General features: G+C 72.8%; 19 protein-coding genes. 13 read left to right on the forward strand and 6 right to left on the reverse strand.

The genetic code is table 11. From position 1 onward, the window contains the following. Positions 1–124: 124 nt before the first annotated feature. Complete coding sequence (locus WMF36_RS29580) at positions 125–1,177, reverse strand: ABC transporter permease (RefSeq protein ID WP_437574126.1); 1,053 nt, start codon at positions 1,175–1,177, stop codon at positions 125–127. Next, on the reverse strand, positions 1,177–2,121 hold the full coding sequence (locus tag WMF36_RS29585) for an ATP-binding cassette domain-containing protein (RefSeq protein ID WP_437574127.1): 945 nt from the start codon (positions 2,119–2,121) through the stop codon (positions 1,177–1,179). The genes WMF36_RS29580 and WMF36_RS29585 overlap by 1 nt, the downstream gene beginning before the upstream one ends. A gap of 314 nt (positions 2,122–2,435) precedes the next feature. Between WMF36_RS29585 and WMF36_RS29590 the strand changes: the two genes are divergently transcribed. From WMF36_RS29590 to WMF36_RS29600, 3 genes are read left to right on the forward strand one after another with little or no spacing between them, the layout of a single operon-like run. After that, positions 2,436–4,259, forward strand: a complete 1,824-nt coding sequence (locus tag WMF36_RS29590; RefSeq protein WP_437574128.1) for a protein kinase domain-containing protein — start codon at positions 2,436–2,438, stop codon at positions 4,257–4,259. Between the two features lie 5 nt (positions 4,260–4,264). Continuing rightward, the gene (locus WMF36_RS29595) at positions 4,265–5,548 is read left to right on the forward strand and encodes a tetratricopeptide repeat protein (RefSeq protein ID WP_437574129.1); all 1,284 of its coding nucleotides are present in this window, start codon (positions 4,265–4,267) and stop codon (positions 5,546–5,548) included. A 1-nt stretch (position 5,549) separates the two neighbouring features. Further along, on the forward strand, positions 5,550–7,349 hold the full coding sequence (locus WMF36_RS29600) for a hypothetical protein (protein WP_437574130.1): 1,800 nt from the start codon (positions 5,550–5,552) through the stop codon (positions 7,347–7,349). A gap of 143 nt (positions 7,350–7,492) precedes the next feature. Here the strand turns inward: WMF36_RS29600 and WMF36_RS29605 are convergent, their stop codons facing one another. Beyond that, positions 7,493–8,014: a hypothetical protein gene (locus WMF36_RS29605; RefSeq protein WP_437574131.1), complete on the reverse strand. Its 522-nt coding sequence runs from the start codon at positions 8,012–8,014 to the stop codon at positions 7,493–7,495. A gap of 629 nt (positions 8,015–8,643) precedes the next feature. Beyond that, entirely contained in the window at positions 8,644–9,429 is a 786-nt protein-coding gene (locus tag WMF36_RS29610) for a hypothetical protein (RefSeq protein ID WP_437574132.1), read from the reverse strand. Positions 9,430–10,112: 683 nt separating this feature from the next. On the opposite strand from WMF36_RS29610, the gene urtA reads away from it, so the two are divergent. The 5 genes from urtA to urtE all read left to right on the forward strand — a co-directional run bounded on the left by urtA (position 10,113) and on the right by urtE (position 15,265). After that, the gene (urtA, locus tag WMF36_RS29615) at positions 10,113–11,414 is read left to right on the forward strand and encodes an urea ABC transporter substrate-binding protein (RefSeq protein ID WP_437574133.1); all 1,302 of its coding nucleotides are present in this window, start codon (positions 10,113–10,115) and stop codon (positions 11,412–11,414) included. Positions 11,415–11,562: 148 nt separating this feature from the next. Beyond that, positions 11,563–12,459: an urea ABC transporter permease subunit UrtB gene (urtB, locus tag WMF36_RS29620; protein WP_437574134.1), complete on the forward strand. Its 897-nt coding sequence runs from the start codon at positions 11,563–11,565 to the stop codon at positions 12,457–12,459. Positions 12,460–12,473: 14 nt separating this feature from the next. Beyond that, entirely contained in the window at positions 12,474–13,643 is a 1,170-nt protein-coding gene (urtC, locus tag WMF36_RS29625) for an urea ABC transporter permease subunit UrtC (RefSeq protein ID WP_437574135.1), read from the forward strand. A gap of 93 nt (positions 13,644–13,736) precedes the next feature. Continuing rightward, positions 13,737–14,558 (forward strand): urea ABC transporter ATP-binding protein UrtD, encoded by an 822-nt coding sequence (urtD, locus tag WMF36_RS29630; protein WP_437574136.1) that lies wholly within the window; start codon positions 13,737–13,739, stop codon positions 14,556–14,558. Between the two features lie 5 nt (positions 14,559–14,563). Then, on the forward strand, positions 14,564–15,265 hold the full coding sequence (urtE, locus tag WMF36_RS29635) for an urea ABC transporter ATP-binding subunit UrtE (protein WP_437574137.1): 702 nt from the start codon (positions 14,564–14,566) through the stop codon (positions 15,263–15,265). A gap of 16 nt (positions 15,266–15,281) precedes the next feature. Here urtE and WMF36_RS29640 read toward each other — a convergent pair whose 3' ends face one another. After that, a complete protein-coding gene (locus WMF36_RS29640; protein WP_437574138.1) occupies positions 15,282–15,830 on the reverse strand; it encodes a hypothetical protein in 549 nt (182 codons plus the stop codon). Between the two features lie 360 nt (positions 15,831–16,190). On the opposite strand from WMF36_RS29640, the gene WMF36_RS29645 reads away from it, so the two are divergent. Then, positions 16,191–17,396: a formylglycine-generating enzyme family protein gene (locus WMF36_RS29645; protein WP_437574139.1), complete on the forward strand. Its 1,206-nt coding sequence runs from the start codon at positions 16,191–16,193 to the stop codon at positions 17,394–17,396. A gap of 10 nt (positions 17,397–17,406) precedes the next feature. On the opposite strand, the gene WMF36_RS29650 is transcribed toward WMF36_RS29645, so the two are convergent. Further along, a complete protein-coding gene (locus WMF36_RS29650; RefSeq protein WP_437574140.1) occupies positions 17,407–18,375 on the reverse strand; it encodes an ornithine cyclodeaminase family protein in 969 nt (322 codons plus the stop codon). A gap of 280 nt (positions 18,376–18,655) precedes the next feature. Here WMF36_RS29650 and WMF36_RS29655 point away from each other — a divergent pair, with 280 nt between their 5' ends. The 4 genes from WMF36_RS29655 (at position 18,656) to WMF36_RS29670 (ending at position 22,826) form a co-directional block, all read left to right on the forward strand. Next, positions 18,656–20,239 (forward strand): DUF4215 domain-containing protein, encoded by a 1,584-nt coding sequence (locus tag WMF36_RS29655; protein ID WP_437574141.1) that lies wholly within the window; start codon positions 18,656–18,658, stop codon positions 20,237–20,239. 67 nt (positions 20,240–20,306) lie between these two features. After that, the gene (locus WMF36_RS29660) at positions 20,307–21,359 is read left to right on the forward strand and encodes a hypothetical protein (protein WP_437574142.1); all 1,053 of its coding nucleotides are present in this window, start codon (positions 20,307–20,309) and stop codon (positions 21,357–21,359) included. Between the two features lie 196 nt (positions 21,360–21,555). Continuing rightward, complete coding sequence (locus WMF36_RS29665; RefSeq protein WP_437574143.1) at positions 21,556–21,714, forward strand: hypothetical protein; 159 nt, start codon at positions 21,556–21,558, stop codon at positions 21,712–21,714. 536 nt (positions 21,715–22,250) lie between these two features. Then, positions 22,251–22,826: an HPF/RaiA family ribosome-associated protein gene (locus WMF36_RS29670; RefSeq protein ID WP_437574144.1), complete on the forward strand. Its 576-nt coding sequence runs from the start codon at positions 22,251–22,253 to the stop codon at positions 22,824–22,826. Positions 22,827–22,839 lie beyond the last annotated feature (13 nt).

A 22,839-nucleotide genomic window follows, 5' to 3' on the forward strand; every position in this document is an offset into this window, starting at 1 on the left:
ACCGCCTCCCCGGCACAACGACGGCGTGCTGCGGGAGCAGCACCGGACCACCAGCGCTGCGGAAGCGCTGCTGGCAGGGAAGCACCCGCCCGGCCGGAAGGCCCGAGCGCGGCGGCAGCCCGGGCTACTGCCAGCGGAAGAGCTTGAGGGCGAGCGCGAAGCAGACGGCGCCCCAGCCCACCAGCACCGCGAGCTCGGGCGCGAGGGCGGCGAGGGGCGTGGCCTCGAGCATCACGCCGCGGAGCGCGTCGTTCAGCGCCGTGAGGGGCAGCGCCTGGATGAAGGGCTGGACCGCGTCCGGGAAGCGCTCGGTCGAGAAGAAGACGCCGGAGAAGATCCACATCGGGAACATCGCCAGGTTGGTCAGGCCCGAGACGCCCTCGAGCGTCCGCGGCCGCGCCGCGATGAGCAGGCCGAGCCCGACGAACGACAGCGCGCCGAGCACGATGACCAGCGCGAGCGCGGCGAGCGAGCCGGCGATCGGCACGCCGAGGACGAGGACCGCGAACAGCAGCAAGGCGATGACCTCGATCGCCAGGAACACGAGCCGCGCCCCGAGGTGCGCGACCAGGAGCTGCCAGCGCTTCATCGGCGCCGCCACGAACAGCTTCAGGAGCTTGCCGATGCGCTGCTGCACGATCGAGAAGCCGATCGCCCAGATCCCGGTCGACATCAGGTTCATGCCGAGCAGCCCGGGCACGAGGAAATCGATGTAGCGCGAACCCTTCTCGGTCATCTCGAGCGCGGCCGGGCGGAACGCGTCCGCGCGCCCGGCCGCGCGCTGGAGCGCCTCGTCGACCTCGAGCCGGGCGATGCGGCTCTCCGGCCGCGTCGGATCGGACCAGTACGTGGGCGGATCGGTGGCCAGCACGACCAGCGCGACCTTGCCGGCCCGGAGCTCCTGCTGCGCCTGCTCCCGCGGGACCACCCGGGCGACGACCTGCCCGGAAGCCTCGAGCGCGGCGCGCCGCGCCTCGGCCCCGGCGCCCGCCTCGACGCTCACCGGCAGCGGCGCCGCGGCCTGGTCCCGGAACGCGACGGCCAGCGCCGACGAGAGCAGGATGGGGAACACGAGCATCCAGAAGATCGCCTCGGGCTCGCGCAGGAACTCCGCCACCCGCGCCCGGATGAGGAGCACGAGCGGCGCGCCGCGCAGCGAGCGGAGCCACCGCGCCATCACGCCGCCTCCTCGCCCGCGAGCTTCCGCCCGGCGAGCGCCATGAACACGTCCTCCAGGCTCGCGTGGTGCGTGGCGAGCCGCCGCGGCGCGGCGCCGCGCGCGGCGCAGAGCGCGAGCAGCGGCGGGAGCACGCGCGCCACGTCGCGCACCGTCAGCCGGAGCGCCCCGTGCGCGAAGCGCACCGCCTCCACCCCGGGCAGCGCCCTGAGCTCCTCCTCGGCGATCTCGCCGTCCACCTCGACCTCCACGACGTGCTCGGCGCCCAGCGACGCGACGAGCGCCGCCGGCGTGCCGAGCGAGAGCAGCCGCCCGCGGTCGACGATCGCGACGCGGTCGCAGAGGCGCGCGGCCTCCTCCATGTAGTGCGTGGTCAGGAGGATCGTGCGGCCGCGCGCCTTCAGGTCCTCGACGACGTCCCAGATCTCGCGGCGCGACGCCGGGTCGAGGCCGGTGCTCGGCTCGTCGAGGAAGAGCACCTCCGGGTCGCCCGCGAGCGCGCAGGCGAGCGACAGCCGCTGCTTCTGCCCGCCCGATAGCCCGCGCACGAACGCGCCTGCCTTCTCCTGCAAGGACACGCAGCGCAGCGCCTCCTCCGGATCGAGCCCGCGCGGGTAGAAGCTGCGGAACAGCGCGATCACCTCGCGGACCCGGAGCTTGTCCGGGAAGCGCGTCTCCTGGAGCTGGATGCCGAGGCGCTGGCGCAGCGCGATGCCGTCCCCCGCCCAGCGCTCGCCCAGCACCTCGACCTCCCCGGCGTCGGGGCGGGTCAGCCCCTCGAGGATCTCCACCGTGGTCGTCTTGCCCGCGCCGTTCGGGCCGAGCAGGCCGAAGCACTCGCCGCGCCGCACCTCGAGGTCGAGCCCGTTCACGGCCACGACGTCGCCGTAACGCTTGACCAGGCCGCGGCAGACCAGGGCGGGAGAGGCAGACACGGGGCGCATGTATCGCAGGGAACGCCGAAAAGGAACCGCCGCGCGCAACGGCCGGGCGGCGCGTGCGGGGCGGAGGCGCGCTCCAGATCGCCCGCGGCACACGGAGCGCGCCTGCAAGCGCCCACAGGAGCGCCGGAAAATTCGACAGGCGACGCGACGCATTGCCTCTCCGGAGAATCGAATCTCAACAGAGCCTGCGGTAAGCGCGACGAGCGTGGCCCTGCAAGGAACCATCCGGTCCGAGATCGTGGCTGGCCGATCTGCAATCTCAGAGCGACTGAGTGGGGGGGCGCGTAGTGAGCGATGAAGAGGGAGTGGTGCCCGTGCACTGCGGCGAGGTCATCGCGGACCGCTATCGGGTCGAGCGGCTGCTCGGGATCGGCGGGATGGGGGCCGTCGTCGCGGCGCGGCACCTGTCTTTGGGCGAGCTCGTGGCGATCAAATTCATGCGGGCGGAGCACTGCGGCAACGCGGCGCTGCTGAGGCGGTTCCAGCGCGAGGCGCGCGGGATGTTCCGGCTGAAGACCGAGCACGTGCCGCGGATCCACGACCTGGGCGCGCTCGCGCCGAGGCCGGGGATCGCGCTGCCCGTACCGTACATCGTGATGGAGCACCTCTCGGGCAACGATCTCCGCTCGATCGTGGAGCGCCGCGGGCGGCTGCCGGTCGACGAGGCGGCCGAGTACGTCCGCCAGGCCTGCGTCGCGCTCATGGAGGCGCACGCGCTCGGGATGGTGCACCGGGATCTGAAGCCCGCGAACCTGTTCCTGACGTACCGGACCGACGGCACACCGCTCATCAAGGTGCTCGACTTCGGCGTCGCGAAGTTCACGTGCGCGAGGCCCGAGGAGGACGGGCTCGAGATGACGACGGCGCGGTCGGTCATGGGCTCGCGCCGCTACATGGCGCCCGAGCAGATGCTCACGCCCAAGGACGTGGACCTGCGCGCGGACCTGTGGGCGCTCGGGGTCGTGCTCTACCAGCTCGTGAGCGGCGCGCTGCCGTTCGGCGCGGAGACGCTGGAGCAGCTCGTGCTCGTGGTGTCGGAGCAGGCGCCCCGGCCGCTCCGGAACGTGTGCGCCGATCTGCCCGAGGGGTTCGAGGAGATCGTGATGGGCTGCCTGGAGAAGAACCGGGCCCGCCGTCCGGCCTCGGCCCGCGAGCTCGCCGCCGCGCTCGCGCCGTTCGCGCTGCGCGGGCCGCCCGACGCGACGCTGCCCACGGCGGTCCAGCGGGCCCAGCCGACGTTCACATGGCTGGACGAGGGACCGCCGACGACCGCCTTCCGGCCGCCGACGACCGCCTTCCGGCCGCCGACGACCGCCTTCCGGCCGCCGACGACCGCCGTTCGGCCGTCCGAGGCGCGGGGGTCCGGGGTCGTCCACCGCCCCAGGCGGGCATGGCTGGCGGCCGGCGCCTTCTCCGCGAGCGCCGCGCTGGCCATGACCGTCCTTCCGCTCGGGTGGCCGCGCACGGGGGGGGTCACCTGGACCGACCGCGCCGGCGCGCAGCACCTCGCGGGGGTGCCGCACGGGCTCGCCGCGGAGCCGCCGGGGACCCCCGTGGCAGGTGGGCCGCTCTACGCGCCCCGCGCCGCGGCTGACGGCGCGCCGCACGGCGGCGCCGGCGGCGCGTACGGCGCGCCCGAAACCGACGCGAGAAGTGCGCCACCGGCCGCGTTCGACGGCGGCGGCCCCGTCGCGCCCGCGAGGGGGGCGCCGCCCGCGCGGGCGAACGCAGGGAGGCCGTCGCGCGCGCCCGCGCGGGCGGCGCTCGCGGCCGGGACGTGGGCGGGCCCGGCGCCGCAGGGGCGACAGAGGCCGGCGGCGCCTGCCGGCGGCGCGCCTGCCGGCGGCGGTGCGCCCTCGGCGGCCTCGCCTGGGCGCGATGCGCCTCCGCAGCGCCCTGCGCCGCCCGATGTGCCCTCGCCGGCCTCGGCTGCCCTCGCCGCTGGGGAGGGGGCGGGGCCGGCGGGTGCGCCGCAGGCGGCCCCGGTGCAGGCCGCTCCGGGGCCCGCGCCCACGACGTCGTCTGCTCCGGCGCCGCCGCCCGGTCGGGACTCCGCGGCCGGCGCTCCGGTCCACGTGGCAGGGCCCAGCCGCGGCGCGAACGCTCCGACGGTGGGGGCGCCGGACAGCCCCTGGTGATCGCCATGCGCCGAGGAGATCTCCCGAAGGTCTGCAGCTCGCGCCCGCGCGGGCTCGCCTGCGCCCTCGCGGCGCTGTCGCTGTCGCTCTCGCCGGCGAGCGGGGCGGCTTCCGAGCCCGGCTTGAGGCACCCCAACCCGGGACAGCCCAACCTGGGTCAGCCCGGCTTGAGGCACCCCAACCCGGGACAGCCCAACCCGGGTCAGCCCAACCCGGGTCAGCCCGGCTTGAGGCACCCCAACCCGGGTCAGCCCAACCCGGGTCAGCCCGGCTTGAGGCATCCCAACCCGGGACAGCCCAACCCGGGACAGCCCAACCCGGGTCAGCCCGGGGGACACAAGGAGCAGGTGCTCGCGCTGTATCAGGTCGCCCGACAGCTGCTCGACGCGGGGCGCGTCGCCGAGGCGTGCGCCGTGCTCGAGCAGGGCAGGACCCTCGATCCGACGGCGATCAACCTCCTCCTGCGGCTCGGCGAGTGCCTCGCGCGCGCGGGCAGGACCGCGGGCGCCTGGAACGTCTTCAGCGAGGCCGCGGCCATCGCGAAGAGCGCGGGTGACCCCCGCGCGGCGCGCGCGGCCGCGCTCGCGGCGGCGCTCGAACCGCGGCTCTCGCGCATGGCGATCGAGCCGCCCGCGGCCGGCGCCGCGCCGGGGCTGGAGATCCGGCGCGACGGCGTGCTGATCCTGCCCGCCCAGTGGGGGCAGGCGCTCCCGGTCGATCCCGGGACCCACACGGTCGAGGCGCGCGCGCCCGGCAGGAGGCGCTGGTCCACCGCGCGCGCCGTCCCGCCGGACGGCGCGCGCGTGGTCATCGACGTGCCCCCCCTGGAGCAGGAGCCGCCCCCGCGCGCGCTCTCCGCGACGCCGCCGGGCCCCCGCCGGCAGGCGCCTCCCGTCCTGGCGAGCGCCGACCGCGGCGACGGCGGCGACACCGGCGGCCGCGCGCAGCGGATGATCGCGCTCGCGACCGGCGGCGCCGGCCTCGTGGGGCTCGGCCTCGGCGCCGTGTTCGGCGCGGAGGCGATCGCCCGCCGGGACGCCTCGAACCGGGGCCACTGCGACGCGCGCAGCCGCTGCGACGCCGCCGGGGTCGCGCTGCGCGAGGACGCCCAGTCCGCCGGCACCGCCTCGACGATCGCCTTCTCGGCCGGCACCGCCGCGCTGCTCGCGGCCGGCCTGCTCCTCTGGACCGCGCCGCCCCGCGCCGCCGCCCCGCCCGCGCGACGCGCCACGGCGGCGGCCGCCGCCGGCCCCGGGGCGTTCTCGCTCGTCGTGGGCGGGAGCTACTGACGTGGGCGCGCGCGGTGCGATCGGGATCGGCGGGCGCCTCTCGCTCGTGGCGCTCGGCTGCGCCGGGTGCAACACGCTGCTCGGCCTCGAGGACGGCCTCCTCGTCGACGAGCGCTGCGAGCCGCTCTCGGCGGTCGCCTGCTACACCGGACCGCCGACGACCGAGGGGATCGGCGCCTGCCAGACGGGCCTCCGGCGGTGCAGCGCCGCCGGCGACGGCTACGGCCCCTGCGAGGGCGAGGTGACGCCCGCGCCCGAGCGCTGCGGCAACGCCGCCGACGACGACTGCGACGGCGCGGTCGACGAGCCGGCCCGCGACGCCGGCGACCCCGCGGCCGGCGGCGGCGAGGCCTGCGCCTGCGACCCGGGGACGGTCGAGGTGTGCCCCTACGGCGGGCCGCCGGGGACCGTGGGCGTCGGCGCGTGCAGCGCCGGCCGGCGCACGTGCGGCGGCGACGGCCGGTGGGGCGCCTGCGCCGGCGAGGTCACGCCGCGGGCCGAGGACTGCACGACGCCGGCCGACGACGACTGCGGCGGCGGCGGCGACTGCGGCGCGGTGCTCCCCGGCGGGCCCCTCGGCGCGCTCCTCGGCGGCTCCGGCCAGGAGCGGGCGCGGGCGCTCGCGGCGGGGCGCGGGGGTTTCGCGATCCTGGGCGGCGAGTTCGAGGGCTCCCTCGACCTCGGCGCCGGGCCGATCGCGACCGGCGCCGAGCGGGACGTCTTCGTGGCGCGGCTCGAGGCGGACGGCGCGGTCGCGTGGGTGCGGCGGCTCGTCGACGAGGGGCAAGGCGCGCTGCAGGCGCTCGCGGTGGACGCCGAGGGCGAGATCGCGATCGCGGGCGACCTCGAGGGGGTGATGGGCGCCGCCGGGCTCACCGCGCCCGCGCAGCAAGGGTTCGTGGTCAAGCTCGACGCGGGAGGCGGGCTGCGCTGGGGGACGTTGCTCCCCGGCAAACCGCAGGACGTCGCGGTCTCGGCCGCGGGCGACGTCGTGGTCGCGTCGGCGCTCCTCGGGCACGACGGGAGCGACGTGGCGGTGGCCAGGCTCAGCGCGGCGGGCGTGCCGCTCTGGACGCGGGTGCTCGGCGGCGCGGGGACGCAGGAGCCGACGGGCGTGGCCGTCGACGCGCGCGGGGATATCCTCCTGACGGGGACCTTCGAGGGCGACCTCGACTTCGGCGAGGGGGCGCCCCGGCTCTCGTCCGCGGGGATGAGCGACGTGTTCCTGGCCAAGCTCGACGAGCGCGGCGAGCACGTCGCGTCGCTGGCCTTCGGCGACGGCCGCCGCCAGCACGGGGGCGACATCGAGATCGGGCCGGGCGGCGAGATCGCGCTGAGCGGGACGTTCGAGGGGCTCCTCGACCTGGGCAGCGGCACGCTGTTCTCGGAGGGGGTCTCGGCGTTCGTTGTCGAGCTCGGGGCCGCGCGGGAGCACCGCTTCAGCCGGGCCTACCCGGCGGAGCAGCCGCCGCGCCTCGCGCTCGAGGCGGACGGCGGGCTCGTCCTCGCCGGCAGCGTCGAGGGGCCGACCGATCTCGGCGGCGGGCCCCTCGACGGCGCCGGCCGCGGCAACGACATCGTGGCGGCGCGGCTCGACGCCGAGGGGCGCCACGTGTGGAGCAAGCGGCTCGGCCCGGGCGCCGGGCGCAGCGGCGGGCGCCGGTCCGCGGCGGGCGTCGCGGCCTCCGTGGACCGCGGCCACGTCCTGCTCGCGGGGACGGTCGAGGGGAGCGTGGACCTCGACGGCGCCGCCGCGCAGTCGACCGCGGCCGACCTCCTGGTGGTGCGGCTCGCGCCGTGAGGCCCCCGGAGCGCTGAGCAGGCGAACATGTCGCGCAGGAGAGCGGCCGAGCCCGGAGCCACCTTCGCGTCAGGCCCACAAAACACGACAGGCGACCTGCGAGAGGCCGCCTGTCGTGCCCGGTCAGGCCGGAGAGCGGGAGATCACTCGCAGGAGTTGGAGCACTCGGTGAGCGCCTGGCAGTCCTCGGCCGCCTCGCAGGCCGTGTAGGCGTCGTCGTAGCACGAGCCCGTCGCCGACTCCTCGGCGACGCACGTCTGGCAATCGTCGTTGCTCACTTCCATGTTCACCTCCCCGTCTTCCCCGCAGACGTCGGTCGTGGGATCCGTGGTGTCGCAGAACGCGGCGCACCGAATTTCTGCCGCGCAGCCGCAATGCCAGAAGTTCAGCTTTTTGAACGCCTCCGCCTCGCTGGGATGTGCTTCAGCACAGCAGTCCATGCACGCCTGGACCTCCAGGCCGGAGCATTCATTGCCCCCGCCCTCGCCGCCCGTGCCGCTATCCTCACCGCCCTCGCCGCCGGTCCCCGACGTGGTGCTCGTGGAGGTGCTCGTCGAGCCGCCCTCACCGCCCTCACCGCCCGTGCCGCCGTCGCCGTCTGTGACCGTACAGGCCGCCAACGCACACACGCTGACCAGGATCGCCGCAAAACCAAGAGCTTTCATGAATGAATCCTCCGACAAGAAGAGTTGCGCTGCTCATGTGGAAGGACACGTCGGGCGACGCCGCCCGGCAGCCCTTCCTGTGCACTTCAGCGCCGCCGTTGGCGCCGGGTTCTGTTCCTACACCAGAAATTTACGCGATGGTATCCGCTGCGTGCTCACAGCTGCGCCTTACGGGCGCGCCCCGGAGGCGTTCGAAGAGCGCGCGCTTCCGCGAGATGCGCCCGCCAGGCGCGTGTGAGCGATCCACCATCAGCGAATTTGTGAAGCAAGAGCAGACCCTAGCACGGAGGCGACGTGGGGGATCAAGTGTGTCGCGTAGATAACCTGCTCTCCGGGAACCACGACGAGCGCAGGCGTCCTCAGCGGCTCATGCGCGACACCGGGATCGGACGAGCTCGCTCGTGCGATATCCTCGTAGTACAGGGGGTCCGTACCCAGACGAGCGAACGGCCCAGTCAGGCCGGTTTGCAGCGGCGCGTCATTCCGGCGATCCCACGGCTCGTCCGAGCTGTCCCGCCGAGGCCAGAGCGCCGGCGCGGCGCCCGGGCAAGCTGCTTTGAGCTCACGCGAAGTGCGCTGAGCTCACGCGAGGAAGGGAGAGCGTTGGATGGCCGCGAGACGGGTGGGCGCTACGAGCCGCCCGCGGCGCGCCGCATGGCGCAGTCGAGGTCGCCTTTGCAGGGATCGCTCGCCGCGCGCGCGCCGCCCTGGCTCGGCGGCGGGGCGGCGCCGCCGGCGGCCGGTCCGCTGCTCTCGGCGGTGCGCTTCGCCGCCGCCTTGCCCGCGCCTGCCGGGGCGGCGGGCCGGGCCTTCGCCCCGCGGCCGGCGCGCTCCTTCGCCTTGTCGCCCGGCTTTGCCGGAGGCGCCGCCGCGATCGCGCCCGGGGCCTTCGCCTCCACCTTTGGCAGGTGCGAAAGCGCCGCGCTCGCCGCGGAGCGCACCCCGGGCTGCGCGGCCGCGTGGAGCGTCTCGCGCGGGGCGCCGAGCCACACCGCGCTGGCGACGACCGCGGCGCCGACGAGGCCCATGACGCCATAGCGCACACCCGCCGCCCGCCGCGCGCGCGGCGGGCGCAGGTCGATCGGGACCTCGGACGGCACCGGCGTGAGCTCAGGCGACCTGAACGCCGGCAGCTCGGGCGCGCCGAACGGAAAGAGATCCAGGTAGCTGCTGCGCTCCTGTTCATCGCCGGCGGCCGGTCCGTGGATATCCACCGTCCCGGAGCCCTTCGGGCCCTGATCGACCCGCGCGCCGGCCACCTTCGTGGTCGCTGCCTGCTCCACCGCGAGCAGCGCGCTCAGGGAGATCACCACCGAGTTCTCGTCCCGCGGCCCGGCCACGACGCTGTTCGGCGTCGCCCCACCGCTCGAGGATCGCCCATCCGTCTCACCGGGCATGTGATTCGTGCTTCCCATACGCTCCACCCCGTTTGCCGTCCGTGTCGCTCGAGGACAGGGCGCAGACAGCGTCCATCAATGTACCTGGGCACCACCGCTCTTGATACAAGTTTTTTACTGCACTGGAGAGCGCACCTCATCGCAACAGCGCCGGAGCGCTCAGCGCTCGTGCGCGCGGAGGCCAGAGCTCCCCACACTGTATCGGCGCCGGCGACACCGGGCGTGGCGCACGCGCCTCGCTGCCGGGGCCGGCGCTCCAGCGCCACCGCCTGCCCAGCCCGTGCTGGCGCCTCGGACGGCCCTGCCTCGCCCTTCCGCGCGCCGCCCTGCCTTTCCGGGCGCGGCCCGTGTCCGCGCCCGCAGCCGCCGCAGTCGAGGCGCGCGCGAGACTCGCTTTGTGATCGGGGACCCCGATGGCCGGCGGAAAGCGCGCCTCGTCGCCCGACCGGTCGACATTTCATCTCGACGAAACCTCGAGGAAACATGGTGCTCGGCATTAGACACTTCACCACGACGTCGTGTCGCTGGCCCCTGTCCGAGGGCCGAGCCCTGCTGCGCAGGGCGGTCCTTCGGTGTCCAGCCGGGAGTCTCCAGTTGCCGACTCCCGAGCTTTCCCACGGCTCTTGTGCAGTCGGATCGCCGCGCCGCGTCGATGCAGGGCATTGAACGCGCACCCGGCACCCAAGGAGGATGCGTTGAATATGTTCACGTCTGGGTTGGACGTTGAGGAGCGGCCGGCGGCGGGCTCCTTTCGGCGGCGGGCGGTCTGCTTCGCGGCGGCGGCCCTCGCCGGCGCGGCCCTGCTCTCCGCCTGCGGCAAGGAGGGCGAGGAGGCGCCGGCGCCCGGGACGGCGCCCGCGGCGCCCGCCTCGGACAGCGCCACCATCAAGGTCGGCGTGCTCCACTCGCTGAGCGGCACGATGTCGATCAGCGAGGTGGCCGTGAAGGACGCGACGATCCTCGCCATCGAGGAAATCAACAAGGCGGGCGGCGTGCTCGGCAAGCAGATCACGCCCGTGATCGAGGACGGCGCCAGCGACTGGCCCACGTTCAACGAGAAGGCCAGAAAGCTCATCCAGCAGGACGGGGTGGCCGTCGTGTTCGGCGGGTGGACCAGCGCCAGCCGCAAGGCGATGCTGCCCTCGTTCGAGGAGCTGAACGGCCTCCTCTTCTACCCGGTCCAGTACGAGGGCCTGGAGCAGTCGCCCAACATCTTCTACACCGGCGCCGAGCCGAGCCAGCAGATCGTCCCCGCGATCGACTACCTGATCGAGCAGGGCAAGAAGCGCATTTACCTGCTCGGCTCCGACTACGTCTTTCCGCGCACGGCCAACAAGATCATCAAGGCCCAGCTCGCGGCGAAGGGCGGTGAGCTCGCCGGCGAGGAGTACCTGCCGCTCGGCGGGACCGAGGTCAGCACGATCATCAGCAAGATCGGCGCGGCCAAGCCGGACGCCGTCTTCAACACGCTGAACGGCGACAGCAACGTGGCGTTCTTCAAGCAGTTCAAGGACGCCGGCTACACGGTCGACAAGATGACGGTCCTCTCGGTGAGCGTCGCCGAGGAAGAGGTGCGCGGCATCGGCGCCGAGAACATCGCCGGACACCTCGTCTCGTGGAACTACTACCAGACCACGGAGACCCCCGAGAACAAGAAGTTCGTCGAGGCGTACAAGGCCAAGTACGGCGCCGCGCGCGTCACGGACGACCCCATCGAGGCGGGTTATTTCGGGGTCTACCTCTGGAAGCTGGCCGTCGAGAAGGCGAAGTCCACGGAGGTGGCCAAGGTGAAGCAGGCCGCGAGCGCCGGAGACATCGAGTACGCCGCGCCCGGGGGGCTCGTCCGGCTCGACGGGAAGAACCAGCACACCTGGAAGACGGTGCGCATCGGCCAGGTCCGCAAGGACGGCCTCATCCAGGAGGTCTGGAGCTCGGGCAAGCCGGTCCAGCCGGACCCGTACCTCACCGCATACCCCTGGGCGAAGGAGCTGGTCGCCAAGTAGCGCCGCCGGAGGCGGCAGTCCCGCCCTCGAAGCCCGAGGGCCCGACCACGGAGGCGCAGAGCGCACAGGGGGCTCGTCGTGATGCCCGCTGTGCCTCTGCGGCTCGAAGCTCTCTTGCGCGGCGTCTCAACCTGTTCGGTGCTCTAGCATGAACGAAGTTCTCCTCCATGCCTTCAACGGCCTGAGCCTGGGCTCGATCCTCCTGCTCATCTCGATGGGCCTCGCGTTCTCGTTCGGGCTGATGAACGTGATCAACATGGCCCACGGCGAGTTCATCATGGCGGGGGCCTACACGACGTACGTCGTCGGGCAGCACCTTGCGCCGCTCGTCGGGGGGACGGACGCCGGGCTCTGGTTCCTGCTCGCGCTGCCGGCCTCGTTCCTCGTGGCCGGCGTGCTCGGGCTCCTGCTCGAGCTCACGATCGTGCGCTTTCTCTATGGCAGGCCGCTCGACACGCTGCTCGCCACGTGGGGGGTCGGCCTCGTGCTGCAGCAGGCCGCGCGCAGCCTGTTCGGCGCGTCCAACGTGCAGGTCTCGAGCCCGTCGTGGCTGAGCGGCGGCGTCGCGCTCTCGGGCGGGGTGCAGCTGCCCTACAAGCGCGTCTTCCTGATCGCCCTCGTGATCGCGTGCATCGCCGCCGTCTACACGTACCTGCACCGCTCCGCGGGCGGCAGGCGGCTGCGGGCGGTGATGCAGAACCGGCAGATGGCCTCGTGCCTCGGCGTCCGCACGCGCCGGGTCGACGCCGCGACGTTCGCGCTCGGCGCGGGGCTCGCCGGGGTCGCGGGGTGCGCGCTGACGCAGCTCGGCTCGATCGGGCCGTCGCTCGGGACGAACTACATCGTCGACGCCTTCATGGTGGTCATCCTCGGAGGCCTCGGGCGGCTGCCCGGCACGGCGGTGGCGGCGCTCGTGATCGGCGTCGCGAACACGCTGCTCGAGCTCTCGACGACGGCGTCGCTCGGCAAGGCGCTCGTGTTCGCGCTGGTGATCGCCTTTTTGCAGTGGCGGCCGACAGGCCTGCTCGCCCTGCGCACCCGATAGAAGAGGACACGGACATGGCCCTTCGAGACTCCACCCTTCGCAGTTTCCTCTGGACCTGGGGCGCGCCGCTCGCGGTGGCGTTGCCGCTCCTCGTCGCGCCGCTCGTGCTCTCCGACTTCCGGCTGAACCTGCTCGGCAAGTTCCTCACCTACGCCATCGTCGCCCTCGGGCTCGACCTCATCTGGGGCTACGGCGGGATGCTGAGCCTCGGACAGGGGCTCTTCTTCGGCCTCGGCGGCTACGCGATGGCGATGTACCTGAAGCTGGAGACGTCGGGCTCGCGCCTGCCCGATTTCATGAGCTGGAGCGGCCTCGAGGCGCTGCCCCTCTTCTGGGAGGCGTTCCGCTCGCCGGTCGTGGCCCTCTGCGCCGTGGTGCTCCTGCCGATGGCGGTCGCGTCCGCGGTCGGCTACCTCGTCTTCCGCAGCCGCGTCCAGGGGGTGTACTTCTCGCTGATCACCCAGGCGCTCACGCTGATCGCGTCGATCCTCTTCATCGGCCAGCAGGCGCTCACGGGCGGCACGAACGGGATCACGAACCTGAAGACGATCTTCGGCTTCACGCGCGGGGCGGCCTCGACGCAGACGGTGCTCTATTTCGTGACGCTCTTCTGCCTGGGGGCGCTCTACCTTTTTTGCCGGAGGCTCACCCAGTCGCGCTTCGGGCGCCTGCTCGTGGCGATGCGCGACGACGAGAACCGGGTGCGCTTCCTCGGCTACAACCCGGTCACCCTGAAGACACTTGTGTTCGCGCTGTCGGCGGGCATGGCCGGCATCGCCGGCGCGCTGTTCGTCTGTCAGGTCGGCCTCATCTCGCCGTCCTCGATGGGCGTGATGCCGTCGATCGAGATGGTGACCTGGGTGGCGGTCGGCGGGCGCGGCACGCTGATCGGCGCGGTCGTCGGGGCGATCCTTGTGAGCCTGGGGAAGAGCGCGCTGAGCGAGTCGTACCCCGAGGTGTGGCAGCTCGCCTTCGGCGCGCTCTTCGCGGCGTCGGTCATGCTGCTCCCGACCGGCGTCGCCGGCTTCCTGCGGCGCCACGGGTCGAGGCTCGTGCGCCGCCACGCGGGCGGCGTGGCGGGTCCGGCGGGCGCGCTCGGCGAGGCCGCCGTGGCCGGGCCGGCGGGCGCGGGCGAGGTCGAACCGGTGGCGCACACCGAGGCGCCGGCGACGTCCGGGCGCTGAGGGGGAGGAGCGGAGATGAGCGGGGACGAGCGCGGGAATGGACGCGGGGATGGACGCCGGAATGAGCGCGACAACGAACAGAGGAGCGAGGGGATGAGCCGCGGCAACATCGTCGAGATCCAGCAGGTGACGGTGAGCTTCGACGGCTTCAAGGTGCTGGACGGGCTCGACTTCTCGATCGAGCGCGGGGAGCTCAGGTTCCTGATCGGGCCGAACGGCGCGGGCAAGACGACGCTGCTCGACATCCTCACGGGCAAGACGCGGCCGTCGAGCGGACGTGTGGTGTTCCACGGAGGTGGGGAGTCGGGGCGAGAGGCCGTCGAGGTGCACCGGTTGCCGGAGCACGCCCTGGTCCAGCTGGGGATCGGGCGGAAGTTCCAGACGCCGGCGGTGTTCGGCAGCCTCACGGTGCTCGAGAACCTGGAGGCGGCGATGGGCTTCCGGGAGAGCGCGCCGGGTCTGCTCCGCGGGCTGTCCGCGGCGCAGGAGAAGGAGATCTCCGAGACGCTCGACCGGATCGGGCTCCGGCGGCGCGCGGACGTGCGGGCCGCGGTGCTCGCGCACGGGGAGCGGCAGTGGCTGGAGATCGGCATGCTGCTCGTGCAGCAGCCGAAGCTGCTCCTGCTCGACGAGCCGGTGGCGGGGATGACCCGGCGCGAGCGCGACCGCACGGGGGAGCTCGTCCAGGAGATCGCGAAGCAGCGGTCGGTGCTGGTGGTGGAGCACGACATGGAGTTCGTGCGGCGCTACGCGAGCACGGTGACGGTGCTGCACGCCGGCAGGAGGCTGTGCGAGGGGCCGGTCGAGGAGGTCCAGGGCAACGCGCAGGTGATCGAAGTCTACCTCGGGCGGGCGCACGACGCAGGGCGCGCGCGCGGCGGCGCGGCGGCCGCGGCTGCGGCGGAGGAGCGGTAGAGAACATGCTGGTGATCGAGGATCTCGCGGTCTACTACGAAGAGAGCTGCATCCTGTCGCAGGTCAGCCTGGAGGTCGCGCCCGGCCGGGTATCGTGCCTTCTTGGGCGCAACGGGGTCGGCAAGACGACGCTGCTCAAGGCGATCATGGGCGTGCTGAAGCCGCGGCGCGGGAAGGTGGCGCTCGACGGGGCGGACCTCACCTCGAGGTCGCCGAGCGACAGGGCGCGCGCGGGCATCGGCTATGTGCCGCAGGGGCGAGGGATCTTCCCCTATCTGACGGTGCGGGAGAACCTGCTCATGGGCTTCGAGGCCAAGAGCGACCCCACGCCGAGCCCGGCGGCGCTGGAAGAGATGATGGCCATGTTCCCCATCCTCAAGAAGTTTCAGGCGCGGGCGGCAGGGACGCTGAGCGGCGGGCAGCAGCAGCAGCTCTCGCTCGCGCGCGTGCTGCTGAGGAAGCCGAAGCTCCTCTTGCTGGACGAGCCGACGGAGGGGATCCAGCCGTCGATCATGCAGGAGATCGGGGAGGTGATCAAAGGGCTCGGGAAGCAGGGGGACATGGCGATCCTGCTCGTGGAGCAGTTCCTGGATTTCGCGCTCTCGACGGCGAGCGAGTACTTCATCATGGATAACGGGGGGATCGTGCGGCGGGGGAGCGTGGCGGAGTTCGACGACGAGATCGCGAGGGAGTTTCTGGCGGTGTGAGCGGCCGCGCGACGACCTACGCCAGCGCTTCCTCTGCGCTGGCCGAGGTCACCGCCTGATCGAGCCAGCGCTCCAGGGTGACCAGCTCGGAGCAGTCATCGATCCGGGCCTCCTGCGCGGGGCTCAGCGCGAGCCCGCGCCGCGCCAGCACCCTGCGCAGCGCCGCGCGCGCCTCCGTCACCCGGCCTTGCTGCTGGCCCCGCTCGATTCCCTTCTCGACGAGCCGCTCCGTCACCTCCAGGCTGTCTGCGAGCAAGGTCTGCAGGATCTCCTGCCGCCGCGCCTCGATCTCCGGATCGTCGGACCGGCCGAACCGCCGCTTCAAGTCCTCACGCGTCCACGCTGACATCGGCATGTACTGTACCATGGAGAGCACCCATTCCACTTCCCGCCGCGGTGCCACCCACCGGGCGAATTCGTCCAGGGCGCGTCCCGAGCGCGCCACCAGGAATGGCACCAGCTCGTCCCGCAGCGGCAGCTCGTTGGCCGCGATCCACAAAAACTGAAACGGCGACGGCCCCACGCGGTAACAACCGGGCGCAACCGGCTCCAGCAGCTTTCCCACGCGGCTTCGATACCAGCGCTCCAGGAGGAGCGCACTTCGAATAACCGCTCTCCATGGCAGATAAAAAGACATGGGCGCACCGGACTGTGTGTAATTACGCGAGGCCGCGTGTTCTGATCAGCGAACAGCTCGCCACACGTCGGGTTCGGGGCAGCATTGGCGCACTCCACTCAGCAGATGACCTCGCTCAGCTCACGCCCGCGCCGCTGGCCGCGTGCTCCCGAGAGCGCCGGACACGGCGCGCCGGTGCGATCCGGGAGCGCACGCATCGCCGATGCGACGCAGCTGCTCGCTGACCAAACGCGAGCACGGGCGCGCGGCGCGGTGGACAGCGCCCGTGCGGCGGCTGTAGGAGTAAACATGCTCAGCAGGCGCGCCGGGTGGTGGTGGGCGGCATCGGCCTTCCTGGCCAGCGGTTGTACGACGCTCCTGGGGCTGGACAAGGACTATCACCCGCTGGATGGCGCGGGCGGCGACACCGGCTCCGGCGGCGGCGACGCAAGCTCGGGCCGCGGCGGCGCCGGCGCCGGCATCGACAATGGCAGCGGCGCCGGCACCGGAGCGTGCACGCCCGGCGACGCGCGGTGCTCGGACAACCGACCAGAGCGGTGCAACGACCTCGGTCAGTGGGACGCCTCGGAGCCGTGTCCTGCGGAGGCGCCCGTGTGCAGCGGAGGGGCGTGCACGACACCGCCGAGCTGCGAAGGGCTGCCGGCGACGTGCGGGTCGGGCGCCAACGAGGGCTGCTGCGCGAGCGCGCTGGTGCCGGGGGGGACGTTCAACCGCGGCAACGATCCTGCGTATCCAGCGACGGTGAGCGACTTCCGGCTGGATCGCTTCGAGGTGACGGTGGGGAGGTTCCGGAAGTTCGTGGAGGCGTACCCCGGGAGCCGGCCCGCGGCCGATGCGGGAGCGCACTCGGGCATCCAGGCGAGCGGGTGGAACCCGGCCTGGAACGGCGAGCTGCCCCCGGATGCGGCGGCGCTGCGAGCCGCGGTGACGTGCACTCCAGACAGCCCGGACATGCGCACGTGGACGGAGGAGCCCGGCGCCCAGGAGCACCTGCCGATGAACTGCGTGAGCTGGTACGTCGCCTTCGCGTTCTGCGCGTGGGACGAGGGCCGGTTCCCGACGGAAGCCGAGTGGAACTACGCGGCGGCCGGAGGGGACGAGCAACGGCAGTATCCGTGGTCGAATCCGCCGGAGTCGACGACCATCGACGCGAGCTATGCCTCCTATGATTGCAGGGAGAGCGCAGCGCCCGGCTGCACGTTCCAGAGCGACTTTGGCGACATCGCGCCCTCCGGGTCCCGCTCGCCGAGGGGCGACGGGCGGTGGGCACAGGCGGATCTCGGCGGGAGCATGCGGGAGTGGATGCTGGATGGATACGGGACCTACCCGGCGGAATGCGTCGATTGCGCCAACCTGACGGACACCTCGAACCGGGTGGTCCGCGGCGGGAGCACCTTCGGCGCGCCAAGCTATCTCTTGACGTCCGCGCGGGTCAGCGTGGCGCCGTCGGCCCCCTACTACAGCCTCGGCGTGCGGTGCGCGAGGACGCCGTAGGAGGCCGCGCTCAGCCGAAGAAATCGAACGCCGTCCCGGCGCCCCGCTCGCGCGCGGCGGCGTAGACGACGCGCGCAAGCGCCACGTCCTGGATCGCGAGGCCGGTCGAGTCGAACACCGTGATGGCCGCGTCTCCGCGCCCCGCGAGCTTGCCCGCGACGAGCTCGCCGATCGTCCCCTGGATGTGCTCGCGGTGCAGCGCGCCCGCGTGCAGCGGCACGTTGACCTCGCCGCTCTCGGTCGCCTGCGCCCAGTCGTCGATGATCACGCGCGCGTCCCGGAGGATCTCCGGATCGAGCTCCTGCTTGCCGGGCGCGTCGGCGCCCATCGCGTTGATGTGCGCCCCAGGGCGGACCCACGCGCGCTGGACGACCGGCGCGCGCGCGGGCGTGGAGGTGCAGAGGATGTCGCAGCCGGAGGCCTCTTCCACCGAGACGGCGCGCCCGCCCGCCTCGGCCGCGAACCGCTCGCTCGCCTCGCGCGACACGTCCGCGGTGAGCACCTCCAGCTGAGCGCCGTAGACGGCGCGGTGGGCGTCGAGCAGGAAGCGCGCCTGCACGCCGCAGCCGATGAAGCCGAGCGTCCTCGGGTTCGGCCGCGCGAGGAGCCTCGACGCGATCGCCGCCGCCGCGCCGGTCCGCACCGCCGTGAGGCGGGTCGCGTCCATCACGGCGAGGGGTGACGCCGTGGCCGGATCGCTGAGGATGTAGAGTCCCATGACGGACGGCAGGCCGAAGCGCGCCGGGTTCTTCGGGTGAGAATTGACCCACTTCACCCCTGCCGCGCCGTCGGCGTAGGCCGGCATCGCACGGAGATCGCCGTCGTGGGCCGGCAGCCCCAGGTACACCTTCGGCGGCATCGCGGCCTCGCCGCGGCCGTGCGCCGCGAACGCTGCCTCCACGGCGGCGATGGCCGCGTCCATGGCGAGAAGGGAGACCACATCGGACTGGGAAAGGAGCAATGTTTTCTCGGACTTCATCGGACGCGACCGTACGCGAGGCCGAAAGCGAACGCACGCGTTCCGGCGGTGGGCAGGTGTGCTCGCATGCTCCGCGCACCGCCTTCGTGCGCCCTCTTTCCACGAAAGGGACGGCCTGTCCTGCTCGGATCTCGCAGCCGAGAGCGGCCGGTCACGGAACGCCGGCGACATGAACCGGGGGGTTGGCAGGCGAAGCCATTGCGCTGAAGATGGCGTCGCTGCGCCGTGGGGTGGGGTGCACCTCGCGTCTTGACGATCTCTCTTCTGGTGGAGCGAGTGGATGAACGTACGACTCGTTGCAGGTCTCTTTGTGCTCGCGTTCTCGGCGACCGCCGGATGCGGCGATGATGAAGGCGAAGGTGGCAAGGGCGGAGCCGGCGGCGCCGGCGGGAGCGGCGTCACGGGCAGCGGCGCCGGCGCGCCGGACGCGACAAGCACGGGCAGCAGCGGCGGCGCTGAGCCCACCGGCACCGGCGGCTCCGGCGGCGCTGAGCCTACCGGCACCGGCGGCTCCGGCGGCGCCGAGCCCACCGGCACCGGCGGCTCCGGCGGCGCCGAGCCCACCGGCACCGGCGGCTCCGGTGGAGGGACGTCCGCCGGCCATGGCGCGGCGTGCACCTACGATGCGGCGTGCGCCGGTGAGTACTGCATCACGGAGACCGACTGGGGCTGGCCGGCCGGGGCCTGTGCGAGCCTCTGCGATCCCGCCGTGGGCGCATGTTCCGACGGCGCCGTCTGTGTCGATTTCGGCGAGTCGCTCGGCCTGTGCATCCTTCGTTGCAGCACGACCGACGAGTGCCGCGATGGCTACAGGTGCAGCGACATCGGCGGCGAGATCACGGCGTGCATCCCGGGGTGCACCGTGAACTCGCAGTGCGCGGATCTGGGCGTGTGCGACAGGCTCGACGGTGTCTGCAAGCTGGGCGAGGCCGACTGCTCCGACGGCGAGGACGACGAGGGCGACGGCCAGATCGATTGCGCGGACAGCGACTGCGCCGCGACCTGCGGCCCGCTCGTCGACGCAGCCTGCGCGGGCGCGACGCCGGTGACGACGACGATCGAGGGCGACACGTCGAGCGGCACGCGCGCGCTCCAAGGCAGCTGCACCGGCGACGGGCCGGAGGAGCTCCACCTGTTCACGCCGCCCGCGGGCCAGTCGGGCACGCTCCTCGTCGCGCTCCAGTCGGAGAGCAACCACGGCCTCTATACCCGCACGGCGTGCGCGGATGCTTTCACCGAGCTCGCATGCGCGGATGAGCACGCCGCCTCGGACGCCGCGCCCGAGGAGGAGTCGCTCGCGATCGTCGTGCACGAGGGCCAGGCGGTGCCGATCGTCGTCGACGCCCGCACGCGCGCCGACGCAGGGCCGTACACGCTGGAGCTCGTGTTCTCTCCGGCCACCTGCGGCGATCGGACCGTCAGCGCGCCCGAGCAGTGCGACGACGGCAACACGGTCAGCGGCGACGGCTGCTCCGCCGCGTGCACCGCCGAGCTCGACGACGTCTGCGAGGACGCGTCCGTGGCCGTCCTGGGCGACAACCGAGGCAACACGACGGGCGGCACGGTGCTGTTCGCGGGCAGCTGCATCCGCCCCAACACGCCGGAGAGGATCCACTCGTTCACGCCGCCGAGCGCCGGCAGGCTCAGGCTTGTGCTGTCCTCCGAGACCGATCAGGGCATGTACGTGCGGACGGGCTGCACGGGCCCCGAGCTCGCGTGCGTCGACGCCGTGCTCGGAGGCCGCGATGAGACGCTCTCGGTCAGCGTCCAGGGCGGCGTGCCCCTGCTCATCTTCGTCGACACGGACAGCCTGAGGAACGCTGGGCCTTACACGCTCAACCTCTCCTTCACCCCCTCTCCCTGAGCTCCGGCGCCGCCGCGCGGCGCGACCGAGCGCCCTCCGGACGGGGCGGATGAGGTACGCTGCGCGCGTGCTTGCCGCCCCGCCTTCCGCTCCGCCACCTCACCGCACGCGCCTGCTCGCCGCCGCGTTGCTGGCCGCCTGCGGCTGCCAGCCGGCCCCGGCGCCGCCGGCCCGCGCCTCCCAGGACGCCCCGCCGCTCCCCGGCGCGCCCGGCGTCGCAACGCCGTCGCCCCACGACGCCGCCCCGGCCCCGCAGCCCGCGCCGTCGATCGCGGGCGATGGCGCGTCGGGCGCGGGCGCCGGCGCGGCGCGCGCAACGCTCGACAGCAGGTCCCCCGTGAAGCTCGCGCCGCCGCCGTTCAGCCAGACGCTCGTCCGGCCCGCGCCGGCCGGAGGCTCCGCCGCGCCGCGCCTCGTGAAGATCGCCGAGCGGAAGAACGAGATCACGGACGGGGCAGCGTGGTTCACCACGAACGGCCTCTCCCTGCCGACGCTGCAGGTGCCGAGCGCGGCCGCGGGCGGCGCGGGCGGCGCCCGTCCCCTCCCCTCCTTCGTTCCCGAGGGCTACCGCGATCAAGCGCTCGTCAAGGCCATCGATCACGGCGACCACATCGCGCTGTTCTACGGCCCGGACTTCGCCGAAACGCGCTTCGTCGCGATCCTCGACGCGGCGCGCAGGGTCGTCGCCTTCTTCGACTTCGAGAGCTTCCTCAGGCCGCCCGAGTTCGCGCCCAAGGAAGCCGCGTTCGTGCGGGGCCACGTCGGCTGGGCCGTGGTCAAGGACGGCGTGCTCTACGTCTCGTCGGGACACAGGACGTATGCGGCCTCATCGAAGGGCAAGAACGCCTACCTCTCGGCCATCGATCTCGCCTCTGGGCAGCTCCTCTGGCAGAGCGCGCCGCTCGTCTGCAACGCCGAGAACTTCGTCCTGCGCGGAGATCATCTCCTCTGCGGATACGGCTTCACGGCCGAGCCGGACTTCCTCTATGCCCTCGAGCGCGCCACCGGCAAGGTGGTCTCGAAGCTCCCGCTGAAGAGCGGGCCTGAGTTCCTTGTCGAGAAGGACGGCAAGCTCTTCGTCCGCACCTACGACACGGATTACGTCTTCGAGATCCGCTGAAGCGGCGCTCGGGGTGCGGCCGGCGCGCCCGCTGACGGCGGGGGACGGCACGCCGCGATCCGAGGGCCCCGCCGTGCCCGCAGCTGCGGCCAGGCCACCCCGCGCTTCGCGCCGAGGGTGTCCAGCGCCCCGGAACGGCCCGAGAGCGGGGCGCTATGCCCCAGGGCACCCGCTGCTCCTCCGAGGGCGAGGCGAGGTGACGCCGCGAGATCTCGCCCTCGTGCTCGCTCCCCTGTCGCTCCTCGGCGCCGGCGCGACGACGCGCCATGCGCACCTGCTCCCGATCGGCACGGCATTTCGGCACGGCGGGCGGCCCCTCGCATCGTTCGGCGCGAGGGTCCGCCCGCCGCAGTGACCGCCCCTCGCTGCATTACATGGCAGAGCTCGCCCGCCGGGCGCTGACACGCTTTCCTGGACCGGACAGGCGCGTAGAACGCGATGAAATGCAACGGAATGACGCGAGACGCCCCGGGTGTCGCAGATTGCCCCAGGAGAGCACGCTCCGTCGTTCCTCGCCCACGCCGCCCGCGCCAGCCTGGAGATCCACGAGGGACGCAAGAAGCTGCTCTTGTCGCGCAGAGCTTGCGCCGCCCGGACCGCGCCCGGCGTCGCTCGACCGCGGAGCTCGCCGCCATCGGGCTGCCGCACGGCTGAGCGACCCCTGGCAGCGAACTTGCTACCTGCTCACTTCAAGCACACACGAGGAGTTACCTCACAGATCCGGAGCGGCGCGCATTCCGGGAGACAGCGCAGATGCTCGCGAGGCCGGGACAGTACCCGGTGCCCCAATCGGATGCCCTCGCACATGCACTTGAATCGGCTGGTAAGAATCAGCGATGCACATCGACTGCAGTGACGCGTCCAAGCGACGCAGGATGAAAAGGAGCGAGCATGCAAGTGGAGCTCACCTTCCGGCACATCGATAAAAGCCCCTCGCTCGAGGAGCTGATCCGGGAGCAGGCGAACAAGATCGAGCGCTTCAACGACCACATCAACAGCTGCGCCGTGGTCGTCGAGCGCGAACACGCGAGCCAGGGCACGGGCGGCGAGTACCGCGTGCGCGTCGACCTCCACGTGGCCGGCAAGCACGAGATCGTCAGCGAGGAGCGGGCCGCCAGGAACCTGCTGCCCACGGCGGTGCGCGACGTGTTCCACCGCGCCGGTCGCCAGCTGAAGAAGCTCGCGAGCGAGCAGCGGAGCGAGGTGAAGGCCCACCCGGCGCAGGACACCGCCGGCGTCATCACGAAGCTGTTCAACGACTACGGGTTCATCAGGACGATCGAGGGTCGGGAGATCTATTTCCACGAGCGAAGCATCGTATCGGCGCCGTTCGCCGAGCTGAAGATCGGCATGGGCGTCGCCTACACGGAAGAGGACGGCGACGAGGGGCCTCAGGCGAGCACGGTGCGGGTCGTGGACGCGCGCGGCGGCAACCGCAGCCGCGAGGAGATACCTACGCTCAGCTAGGCCGAGCGAAGAG

It is taken from the genome of Sorangium sp. So ce887 (genome assembly GCF_051521455.1).
GTDB lineage: Bacteria > Myxococcota_A > Polyangia > Polyangiales > Polyangiaceae > Sorangium.

What these genes read in the sequence shown, in the direction of transcription:
- urtD (WP_437574136.1), top strand. Translation starts at nt 13,737, where the DNA reads ATGAGCCGCGGCAACATCGTCGAGATCCAGCAGGTGACGGTGAGCTTC.
- WMF36_RS29650 (WP_437574140.1), bottom strand. Translation starts at nt 18,375, where the DNA reads ATGAAGTCCGAGAAAACATTGCTCCTTTCCCAGTCCGATGTGGTCTCC.
- urtA (WP_437574133.1), top strand. Translation starts at nt 10,113, where the DNA reads ATGTTCACGTCTGGGTTGGACGTTGAGGAGCGGCCGGCGGCGGGCTCC.
- urtB (WP_437574134.1), top strand. Translation starts at nt 11,563, where the DNA reads ATGAACGAAGTTCTCCTCCATGCCTTCAACGGCCTGAGCCTGGGCTCG.
- WMF36_RS29580 (WP_437574126.1), bottom strand. Translation starts at nt 1,177, where the DNA reads ATGGCGCGGTGGCTCCGCTCGCTGCGCGGCGCGCCGCTCGTGCTCCTC.
- WMF36_RS29645 (WP_437574139.1), top strand. Translation starts at nt 16,191, where the DNA reads ATGCTCAGCAGGCGCGCCGGGTGGTGGTGGGCGGCATCGGCCTTCCTG.
- WMF36_RS29670 (WP_437574144.1), top strand. Translation starts at nt 22,251, where the DNA reads ATGCAAGTGGAGCTCACCTTCCGGCACATCGATAAAAGCCCCTCGCTC.
- WMF36_RS29655 (WP_437574141.1), top strand. Translation starts at nt 18,656, where the DNA reads ATGAACGTACGACTCGTTGCAGGTCTCTTTGTGCTCGCGTTCTCGGCG.
- WMF36_RS29595 (WP_437574129.1), top strand. Translation starts at nt 4,265, where the DNA reads ATGCGCCGAGGAGATCTCCCGAAGGTCTGCAGCTCGCGCCCGCGCGGG.
- WMF36_RS29610 (WP_437574132.1), bottom strand. Translation starts at nt 9,429, where the DNA reads ATGGGAAGCACGAATCACATGCCCGGTGAGACGGATGGGCGATCCTCG.
- WMF36_RS29585 (WP_437574127.1), bottom strand. Translation starts at nt 2,121, where the DNA reads ATGCGCCCCGTGTCTGCCTCTCCCGCCCTGGTCTGCCGCGGCCTGGTC.
- urtC (WP_437574135.1), top strand. Translation starts at nt 12,474, where the DNA reads ATGGCCCTTCGAGACTCCACCCTTCGCAGTTTCCTCTGGACCTGGGGC.
- urtE (WP_437574137.1), top strand. Translation starts at nt 14,564, where the DNA reads ATGCTGGTGATCGAGGATCTCGCGGTCTACTACGAAGAGAGCTGCATC.
- WMF36_RS29605 (WP_437574131.1), bottom strand. Translation starts at nt 8,014, where the DNA reads ATGAAAGCTCTTGGTTTTGCGGCGATCCTGGTCAGCGTGTGTGCGTTG.